This window comes from Actinoplanes sp. NPDC026670 (assembly GCF_040638175.1).
Taxonomy (GTDB): domain Bacteria; phylum Actinomycetota; class Actinomycetes; order Mycobacteriales; family Micromonosporaceae; genus Actinoplanes.
Genome location: NZ_JBEZXU010000141.1, coordinates 1 through 7,511, shown reverse-complemented (window position 1 = coordinate 7,511; position 7,511 = coordinate 1). Strand labels below are relative to the sequence as shown.

Below are 7,511 nucleotides of genomic sequence, written 5' to 3'. Positions count from 1 at the left end.
GGCCGCGCCCCCGGCGGGCGCACCGCCACCGGCCGCGCCTTCCGCGGGCGCACCGCCACCGGCCGCACCGCCTGCGGGCGCGCCGCCGCCGAGGGCGCGGGCCATGAGCTGCTGCGCTGAAGCGTGGCCGGGCTCGCGGGCCAGGATCTGAGCGGCGTGCCCGATCGCCTCCGGACCCCGGCCGGCCGCGACCAGAAGCTCGGCCAGGTGCAGCCGGAGCGTCAGGTCGTCAGGCCGTGCCTCGACGGCGGCCACCAGACTGTTGATCAAGGCATCGCTCATGAGAAGCGATTATGCCCGCGGTCCGCTCTCCCCCGGCCGGGCCGTCCGGCCGACATTCCCCACATACGCCGCCGAGCTGCGCTTTTCCCCGCGCGCCCGGGTGATCGCGGTGTGCTTCCGCCTGCCGGATTCGACGCCGCCGGTTACGATTCGCCAGCGCACGTCCACGCCGGACCTTTCGTGCCGCCGTGCCGTAACCGCCCCTCCGAACGTTGGTGCAGTTGGCGCCGACGTCCGGAACGGCCGCCGGCGTCTTCGGCGCCGGCGTCGGGGACGGCCGTCGGTGCGGTTGGCGCCGACGTCCAGGACGGGCGCCGGTGCTGTAGTCGAGGACGGGCGTTGTGCTGTAGTCAGGGACGCCGGGAAGCGAGGTAGGGATGCCGATCACTCCCGCAGACATCCACAACGTGGACTTCAAGAAGCCGCCGATCGGCAAGCGCGGCTACGACGAGGAGGAGGTCGATGCCCTCCTCGAGGAAGCGAGCCAGGAGATGCTGCGCCTGCTCGACGAGAACGGGGCGCTGACCGCCCGGCTGCGTGATGCCGGCGGCGGGATGAACGGGGGCGGCCCGGCCGATCCGGCGGCGCTCACCGCCGAGGTGGCCGAGCTGGCCGCCCATCTCCAGTTCATGCGGGAGGGCCTGGCCCGGGCCGAGCACGAGGCCCGGGAGATGCAGGTCCAGCTGGAGCGGGCGCACGACGAGGTGCGGTCGGCGGCCCAGCCCCGGCCGGGCGGGGTGGTCGACGACCGGGTGCTGCGGATGGCCCACCGGACCGCCGACGAGCACGTCCGGGACGCCCAGCGCGAGTCGGACGATCTGCTGGTCAGCGCGCGGGCCCAGGCCGATCAGCTGACCGGGGACGCGATCCGGACGGCGGACACCATCGAGTCCGACGCCCGGCGGCAGCACGCCGAGGCGCTGGACGAGGTGGCCCGCGACCGGGCCGCCATGGTCGCCGAGATCGAGCGGCTGGACGAGCTGGCCCAGGACTACCGGTCGGCGCTGGGCGACCACGTGGTCCGGCAGCTGCACGACCTGGAGGGCGGCACGCCCGCCCTGCCGCAGGCCTGACCGTCACTCTTCGCAGAACGCGGTCACTCTTAACGCGGTCACCCTTTGAAGAACGCGGTCACGTCGGCGGCGAACAGGTCGGGGACCTCCAGGGCGGCGAAGTGGCCGCCCCGGGGGAACTCGGTCCAGTGCACGATGTTCGCCCGCTGCTCGGCCAGCGGCCGGACCGACTGCACGATGTCGCCGGGCAGCACCGCGACGCCCAGCGGGACCCGGTTGGTCTCCTGCGCGGTGGTCTCCTTGACGATCCGGGCGGCCGAACCGGCGGTCCGGAACAGCCAGTGGTGCGCGATGTTCGCCACGATCCGGTCGTCGGGGACCGGGGTGGCCGGGTCGGCCCAGGTGTCGAACTTCTCGCCCAGGAAGGCGAGCAACCCGGCCGGTGAGTCGTTGAGCGCGTAGGCCGGGGTCTGCGGGGTCGCCGCGAACAGGATCTGGTGCGGGTGCCGGTTGGCGGCCAGCCGCATCGTCTTCGCGAGCCGCTCCTGGTCGTCCGGGCCCAGACCGTCCGGGGCGCCGGGGGTGGGCAGGTAGTTGACGTGCACCCCGACCACATTGTCCGGGGCGACGGCGGCGAGCGTGCGGGCGACGCCGGAGCCCCAGTCACCGCCCTGTGCGCCGTACCGGGGGTAGCCGAGGCGGGACATCAGCCCGGCCCAGGCCGTGGCGATCCGGGTGACGCCCCAGGGCCGGGTGGTCGGGCCGGACAGCCCGAACCCGGGCATCGCCGGGACGACCAGGTGGAAGTGCTCGCTGAGGGGGCCCACCACGTCCAGGAACTCCACGGTGGAGCCGGGCCAGCCGTGCGTCAGGATCAGCGGCAGGGCGTGCGGGTCGGCCGAACGGACGTGGAAGAAGTGCACCCGGTCACCGTGGATCTCGATGACCTGCTGGGGCAGCGCGTTGAGCTCGGCCTCGTGGGCCCGCCAGTCGAACTTCAGCCAGTGGCCGGCGAGCGCCCGGACCCGGTCGACGGTGATGCCGTAGTCGTCAGGGGCGGCGTCCGGCCAGCGGGTACGGGTGAGGCGGTCGGCCAGGTCGTCGAGGTCGGCCTGCGGGACGGCGATCCGGAAATCGTTCATGCGAATAACGTTAGTCGCACTAACGTTAGCCGGTCCAATGTTATCGTCGTCACGTGGATCATCTGCCGAGCTGGCTGCTCTCCCAGGCCGCGGCGCACGCGCACCGGCTCGTCGCCGACGGGTTCGCCGGCGTGGGCGCCAAGGGTTACCACTACCGGCTGCTGTCCTCGCTGGACGCGGACGGGCCGGCCAGTCAGGCGGCGCTCGGGCGGCGCACCCGGATCTACCTGAGCGACCTCGTGGGGGCGCTCAACGAACTGGAGGCGGCGGGTTACGTGCGGCGGTCGCCGGACCCGGCGGACAAGCGCCGCAACGTCGTCGCGGTCACGCCGGCCGGGCGGGACCGGGCGGCCGAGCTGACCGAACGCGTGACGGCCATCCAGGAGGAGCTGACAGCCGCGCTCTCACCGGCGGAAACGGAACAGCTCACCGGCCTCTTGCGTCGATTGGTCGCGCACCACGACCGTACCGAATGAAGAAAGGCCGCCGTCAGAAGCAGACGGCGACCTTTCCGCAGGGGTTTCTAAGCAGGCCGGCGATAGCCGGCGATCGGGCCCCGGTCGATCGTAGCCATCCGCACGTAGTCGCCCGTGTGCGGAGCGTGGACCACCATGCCGCCACCGATGTAGATCGAGACATGGTGCACGTCGGAGTAGTAGAAGACCAGGTCACCCGGTTGCAGCTCACTGCGGCTGACCGACTTGGTGGAACTCCACTGATCCTTCGTGTAGTGCTCGAGATGCACGCCGACCGCAGCCCACGCCGCCTGCGTCAGACCCGAGCAGTCGTAGCTGTTCGGGCCGTCCGAGCCGAAGACGTAGGGCTTCCCGATCAGGTCACACGCCCGCTGGGCGGCCCGGCCACCCTTGTCGTTCGTGTAGTCGACCGGGCACGGGCCGGTACGCAGCGGCCCGTCGTCGGCGTTCGCACTGCCGTAGGCCGCGATCCGGAGCTTCTGGAGCTTCGTGATCTCCTTCTCGATGGCGACCTTCTTCGTCCCGAGATCCTTGTCGCGAACCTCGATCTCGGACTCGAGCTGGTCGACCTTGGCCTTGTCGGCGGCGTACTTGTCGCGGAGTTTCGAGACCTCCGCGATCGACGCCTTCCGGTTGAACGCGAGCTGGTCGAGAAGCGTGAGCTTGTCCACCATGCCCGTCGGCGAGCCGGTCAGGATCATCGCGTTCGCGATGTTCGGCGAGCCCTGCATGTACGCGTCGACGGCGAGGCCCCGCACCTGCACCATCGCGGCGTCCACCTGCTTCTGCAGCGGAGCCAGCGTCTTAGCCAGGTCCGACTGCTGCTTGCGGAGCTTGACCAGCTTGGTGTGGGTGCCGTTGTAGTCCTCGATGACCGGCTCGAGCTGATTCCACTCGTCGTCGATCTGCTTCTCGATCTGCGCCGGAGTGGGGTCGGCATGAGCGACGGTCGGACCCGTGACCAGGATTCCGGCCGCGACGGCCGCGCACATCAGGATGCGCATGAGGCCGGCACGACGCGCGCCAATCCGTTTCACGCTGGTGCGTTGTCCTTTCTTCCCGTTCAGCCGCCGACCGGGTTAGCTGACGGGTTCGGGCGGGAAGTCTGCCCGGCCGCGTCGCCGCGGCTTCACCCCAGGTGCTCGGTTCCCCGGTTCACGCCCGGCCTCTCGGTCGCGCGCGATTAGGCGGTGGTCCGCCAGATCGGCCGGGTGGCCGATGGGGGGCTGGGCGAACCGGGGACCACCGTACTCGGATCAAGACGGCAAATGAAGGTCGCACAGCCCGCCGAACTGTACGCACAGCCGGCGACACGGAGGGTGGCCTAAAACGGCCAGCTGTGCAGGGCACGCGCCAGCCAGGGCACCACCACGATCACTGTGGGTAGTACCAGCAGGCCGGCGGCGGCGGTCACCCCCGCCGCGGTGAGCACTGTCGAGCTTCGATCCGGACCGTCCAGACGGGCCAGCCGGCGCCGCCGGGATTCACCCTCCGGGTCGGCGGTCACCTCCTCCGCAAGGGGGACGGCGTCGATTAGCCGGGCCAGCGCGGCCCGCAACGGCGGCGATCCGGTCCGGCGGCGGGCCGCGTCGTCGGCCACCATCTCCAGCAGCAGATGTACGGCGTCGAGCGGCGCCTTCGACCGCAGCGGCCCCGGCACCGCCCGGTAGAACGCGGTGAACGACTCCATCACCAGCTCGTGCCGGTGCCGCAGGTGCGCCCGCTCGTGGGCCAGCACCGCGTCCACCTGGTCCCGGTCCAGGGTCTGGAGCACCCCGTCGCTGAGCACCACCCGCGGCTCCCGGCCGGGCACGCAATAGGCCAGCGGCAGCGCCCCGTCGAGCACCCGGACCTCCTCGCCGCCCAGGTCCTCGTGGCGCTCGACCCGGTCCAGCAGGTCGACGAGCATCCGGTGCCGGGCGCGGCGGGCACGGGCCCGGGAGCTCACCCGGACCAGCGAGACGATCAGCCGGATCACGATGGTCGCGGCCACCGCCAGGGAGAAGAGCAACGCGGCCACCGTCTCGGGATGGCGGGCTCCCGCGGCGCGAGCGACCTCTTCGGGCGCGGCCAGGACCACCCCGAGCGCACACAGTACGGCGGTGAGCGTCTGTGACTGCCAGAGCAGGACGCCGGCGACCGGGGCGCGATCGGTCCACCGCGCGCCCGCCAGGAGTCTCGGCGCCAGCAGCGAGAGCGTCAGCCCGAGGGCGCCGAGCAGGAGGGCGGTCACCGCTCGATGTTACGGGCCTTCTCGATCGCCGCCGTCAGCGCTTCGGGCGGCAGCTGCCCGACGAAGTAGGCCAGGGCGGCGTCCATGTCGGGGGTGGCGCTGAGCGCGTCGAGCATCACGCCGGCGGTCATCTCCTCGCGGGTCTGCGCCGGGGCGTACTTGTAGGCGCGGTCGGTACGCTGCTGGACGACGAGACCCTTCTTGGCCAGCCGGTCGAGCACGGTCATCACCGTCGTGTACGCCAGATCGCGCTCCCGGCTCAGCAGGTCGTGCACCTGCCGGACGGTGAGCGGCTCGCCCGCGTCCCACAACTTCGTCATGACCTCGCGCTCGAGGTCGTTCCTCGCCATGTGAGCCACTCTACTTCAACGCGTCGTACTACACGTCGTAGTATCTACTACGAATCGTCGTAGAGAGGCTGCCATGGACGTGCTCGACCTGACCCGACTCCAGTTCGCGGTCGTGACGATCTACCACTACCTCTTCGTGCCGGTGTCGATCTCGCTCGCGTCGGCGGCCGCCGGATTCCAGATCGCCTGGATCCGCACGGCCAACGAGAAGTACCTGCACCTCACGAAGTTCACCGGCAAGCTGCTGATCGTCACGTTCGCGGTCGGGGTGGTCACCGGGCTGGTCCAGGAGTTCCAGTTCGGGCTCGGGTGGAGCGCGTTCGCCAGGTTCTACGGCGACGTCTTCGGGCCGACCCTGGCCATCGAGGGGATGCTCGCGTTCTTCCTCGAGGCCACGTTCCTGGCTCTGTGGTACTTCGGCTGGGACCGGCTGCCCCGCTGGCTGCACACCGCCACGATCGTGGTGGTCGCGGTCGGGACGCTGCTGTCGGCGTACATCATCCTGGCCGCCAACTCGTTCATGCAGAACCCGGTCGCCTACGCCCTCGACCCGGACACCGGGCGGGCCCACCTGACCAGCTTCACCGAGCTGCTCACCAACGAGGTGGTGCTGGCGGCGTTCCCGCACACCATGGGCGGGGCGGCGATGGCCGGCGGCGGGCTGCTGATGGCGATCGGGATCTGGCGGGTCTCCGCGGACGCCGCCTACCGCACCCTCTCCCGGGCCGGGGCGTGGATGCTGCTGCTCGGCGGGGCGGTCACCGCGATCAGCGGCGACCACCTGGGCAAAGTCATGACGGCCGTGCAGCCGATGAAGATGGCCGCCGCCGAAGCCCTCTACGAGACGACCACGTCGGCGCCGTTCTCGGTCTTCGCGATCGGGGAGCTCGGGCACGACCGGCCGTTCTTCAGCATCGAGATCCCGGGGCTGCTGTCCTTCCTCGGCACCGGGTCGTTCGGCGGGACCGTGCAGGGCATCGACGATCTCCAAGCGCTCTACACCGCCCAGTACGGGCCGGGCAGCTACGTGCCGATGATCCCGGTGGCGTTCTGGACGTTCCGGCTGATGATCGGGGCCGGTGTGCTCGGGATGGCGCTTGCGGCGTACCACCTCTGGTCTTCATGGTCTTTCCAACGCCGTGTGCCGCTGCTGCCGGAGTTTCTGCAGCCCGGGCGGGGAACGCCCGGCTGGCTGCGCCGGTTCGTGCTGCTCGCGCCGCTGCTGCCGGCCGCCGCCAACACGTTCGGCTGGGTGTTCACCGAGACCGCCCGGCAGCCGTGGCTCGCGTTCGGCATCTCCAAGGTCGCCGACGGCATCTCCCCCGGCCTCACCAGCGCCGAGGTGATCGCGTCACTGGCCGGATTCACGCTGGTCTACGGCCTGCTGGCGATCGCCTGGTGCCGCCTGGTCGTGCATCTGTCCCGCAAGCCGCTCGTTCCGGCCCCGGAAAAGGACGCCGAACCCGAACCCGCCCCCGCCTACTAGGAGCGACCTCCCATGATCACGTTCTGGTTCGCGGTTCTCGTCCTCGCCTGGATCCTCTACTTCGTCCTCGAAGGCTTCGACTTCGGCGTCGGCATGCTCACCTTCCTCGGCCGCGACGAACACGAACGCGGCGCCGCCCTGCGCACCATCGGCCCGTTCTGGGACGGCAACGAGGTGTGGCTGGTCGCCGCCGTCGGAGTCACGTTCGCGGCGTTCCCCGACTGGTACGCCGCCCTGATGTCCGCGCTCTACCTGCCGATGGTCGCGATCCTGCTGCTCCTCGCGATCCGCGGGGTGGCCCTGGAGTTCCGCGGCAAACACGACACCCCGTCCTGGCGGCGCCGGGCCGACCTGCTGCTCGCCGTCTCGTCCACCGGCATCGTGCTGCTGTGGGGCGCGGTCCTCGGCATCCTCGTCGACGGGCTCGCCCTCGGCGCCGGCGGCGAGGTCACCGGAACCGGCCTCAGCCGCAGCCTCGGCCCGCTGTTCACCCCCGCCGCCGGGCTCGGCGCGCTGGCCGCGCTCCTCG

9 protein-coding genes and 1 riboswitch are annotated in these 7,511 nt (G+C 71.0%); of the genes, 4 read left to right on the top strand and 5 right to left on the bottom strand.

What is annotated here, in order from left to right; all coding sequences use genetic code 11:
• A partial coding sequence (locus tag AB0E94_RS52270; protein WP_360344298.1) for a tetratricopeptide repeat protein occupies positions 1 to 282 on the bottom strand: 282 nt, incomplete at its 3' end.
• Between the two features lie 377 nt (positions 283 to 659).
• Between AB0E94_RS52270 and AB0E94_RS52265 the strand changes: the two genes are divergently transcribed.
• Positions 660 to 1,355 carry a DivIVA domain-containing protein gene (locus AB0E94_RS52265; protein ID WP_360344295.1) on the top strand — a complete coding sequence of 232 codons (696 nt, stop codon included), beginning with the start codon at positions 660 to 662 and terminating at the stop codon, positions 1,353 to 1,355.
• 38 nt (positions 1,356 to 1,393) lie between these two features.
• On the opposite strand, the gene AB0E94_RS52260 is transcribed toward AB0E94_RS52265, so the two are convergent.
• Positions 1,394 to 2,437 (bottom strand): epoxide hydrolase family protein, encoded by a 1,044-nt coding sequence (locus AB0E94_RS52260; protein WP_360344292.1) that lies wholly within the window; start codon positions 2,435 to 2,437, stop codon positions 1,394 to 1,396.
• Between the two features lie 53 nt (positions 2,438 to 2,490).
• Between AB0E94_RS52260 and AB0E94_RS52255 the strand changes: the two genes are divergently transcribed.
• Complete coding sequence (locus AB0E94_RS52255; protein ID WP_360344289.1) at positions 2,491 to 2,913, top strand: MarR family winged helix-turn-helix transcriptional regulator; 423 nt, start codon at positions 2,491 to 2,493, stop codon at positions 2,911 to 2,913.
• 47 nt (positions 2,914 to 2,960) lie between these two features.
• On the opposite strand, the gene AB0E94_RS52250 is transcribed toward AB0E94_RS52255, so the two are convergent.
• The 3 genes from AB0E94_RS52250 to AB0E94_RS52240 all read right to left on the bottom strand — a co-directional run bounded on the left by AB0E94_RS52250 (position 2,961) and on the right by AB0E94_RS52240 (position 5,496).
• Positions 2,961 to 3,917, bottom strand: coding sequence for an NlpC/P60 family protein (locus AB0E94_RS52250; protein ID WP_360344286.1), 957 nt, complete (start codon positions 3,915 to 3,917; stop codon positions 2,961 to 2,963).
• A 49-nt stretch (positions 3,918 to 3,966) separates the two neighbouring features.
• Positions 3,967 to 4,113: riboswitch (cyclic di-AMP (ydaO/yuaA leader) on the bottom strand.
• Positions 4,114 to 4,237: 124 nt separating this feature from the next.
• Positions 4,238 to 5,146 (bottom strand): M56 family metallopeptidase, encoded by a 909-nt coding sequence (locus AB0E94_RS52245; protein ID WP_360344284.1) that lies wholly within the window; start codon positions 5,144 to 5,146, stop codon positions 4,238 to 4,240.
• A complete protein-coding gene (locus AB0E94_RS52240; RefSeq protein ID WP_360344281.1) occupies positions 5,143 to 5,496 on the bottom strand; it encodes a BlaI/MecI/CopY family transcriptional regulator in 354 nt (117 codons plus the stop codon). Before AB0E94_RS52240 ends, AB0E94_RS52245 begins: the two co-directional genes overlap by 4 nt.
• Before the next feature lie 73 nt (positions 5,497 to 5,569).
• On the opposite strand from AB0E94_RS52240, the gene AB0E94_RS52235 reads away from it, so the two are divergent.
• Together AB0E94_RS52235 and cydB are read left to right on the top strand one after the other, a co-directional pair.
• Positions 5,570 to 6,982 (top strand): cytochrome ubiquinol oxidase subunit I, encoded by a 1,413-nt coding sequence (locus AB0E94_RS52235; RefSeq protein ID WP_360344278.1) that lies wholly within the window; start codon positions 5,570 to 5,572, stop codon positions 6,980 to 6,982.
• 12 nt (positions 6,983 to 6,994) lie between these two features.
• A partial coding sequence (gene cydB / locus AB0E94_RS52230; protein WP_360344275.1) for a cytochrome d ubiquinol oxidase subunit II occupies positions 6,995 to 7,511 on the top strand: 517 nt, incomplete at its 3' end.